At 37.5% G+C, this 1,113-nt stretch carries 1 protein-coding gene; it reads right to left on the reverse strand.

Features of this window, described 5'->3' with window-relative positions; genetic code table 11:
- Nucleotides 1-8: 8 nt before the first annotated feature.
- Complete coding sequence (locus MD536_RS20945; protein WP_239603749.1) at nucleotides 9-1,013, reverse strand: IS30 family transposase; 1,005 nt, start codon at nucleotides 1,011-1,013, stop codon at nucleotides 9-11.
- Nucleotides 1,014-1,113: the final 100 nt, after the last annotated feature.

Raw genomic sequence — 1,113 nt, forward strand, 5'->3', positions numbered from 1 at the left:
TTCTAAGTTCAAGTAATTAGTGCAATTTTCTGTTGTAGCACTTGGTTAGGTGTTTTATAATTAAATTTTCGAACTGGTCTGTTATTTAGCAATGTTTCCACTGTTTTTATTTCTTCATTTGTCACGTTACTAAGGTCTGTCTTTTTAGGGAAGAATCGCCTAATCTGGCCAATCCGATTTTCAACAGTTCCTTTATCCTGGCTTGTATAGGGCCTGGTAAAATACGTTTCAGCTTGTAGAGCTTTAGCAACATCCTTATGCCCAGCAAATCCCTTATCATTGTCAAATGTAATAGTGTGAATTGGATATTTACATTTTACAAGTTTCCTGATCAGGTTCTTAGTGACATTTTCACTGCTCCTGTTGTCAAGTTTTTTCAAACTTGTGTGAAGGGTAGCCCTATCAGTTATAACTAATAATGCGCCATTATGATTTTTACCCATCATAAAATCAACTTCCACGTCTCCAGGTCTGCTTCGACGATTAACAATGGAGGGGCGGTTTTCGATAGACACCCGGTGGGGGATAATTCCTCTCGAATCGTTCCTGGATCCTCTTTTTCGTCGACGTTTACCATGTTTTAGGGTAGTGTATAACTTTTTAAATTGTCTGTCATCGGCTTTGTTTCCCTGTTTGCATTGCCATATCCATTGATAAATCCATTCATGACTAATGGAGCATTTGTTAGTTTTTTTTCCAACAATACTGATGATCTCCGGACTCCACTTGTTTTTTGTAAGCCAGAAAGAAATCTGCTTTTTCATGGAATCAGTAAACTTAGTCAACTTCGGCTTGTTCTTGTGCCTTAAGTCGGTTTTCCTTTGGGCATTGGATGCGACATAAACACCAGCTGTTCGACCCCTTTTTGCCTTATTTCTGTTTATTTCTCTACTTATTGTAGAGGCATCGACGCCAAGCTGTTCAGCAATTTTATTTTGTTTAATTCCTGCCTTAATCAAGGCTTCAATCTGGTATCTTTGCACCAAACTGAGTTGTTTGTAATTTTTTGACATAAGCAATCCAAAGATTGCACTACTCAGTCAAATGACAAAATGACCTCAAAATCATTTTGTCATTTGTTTTCAAAAATTGCACTTATCTGTTGAACTCAGC

The organism is Flavihumibacter cheonanensis, from assembly GCF_022352215.1.
In the GTDB taxonomy this organism is placed as follows: Bacteria; Bacteroidota; Bacteroidia; order Chitinophagales; family Chitinophagaceae; genus Flavihumibacter; species Flavihumibacter cheonanensis.

Coding starts and splice junctions, on each gene's coding strand:
- MD536_RS20945 (WP_239603749.1), bottom strand. CDS start 1,013: ATGTCAAAAAATTACAAACAACTCAGTTTGGTGCAAAGATACCAGATT.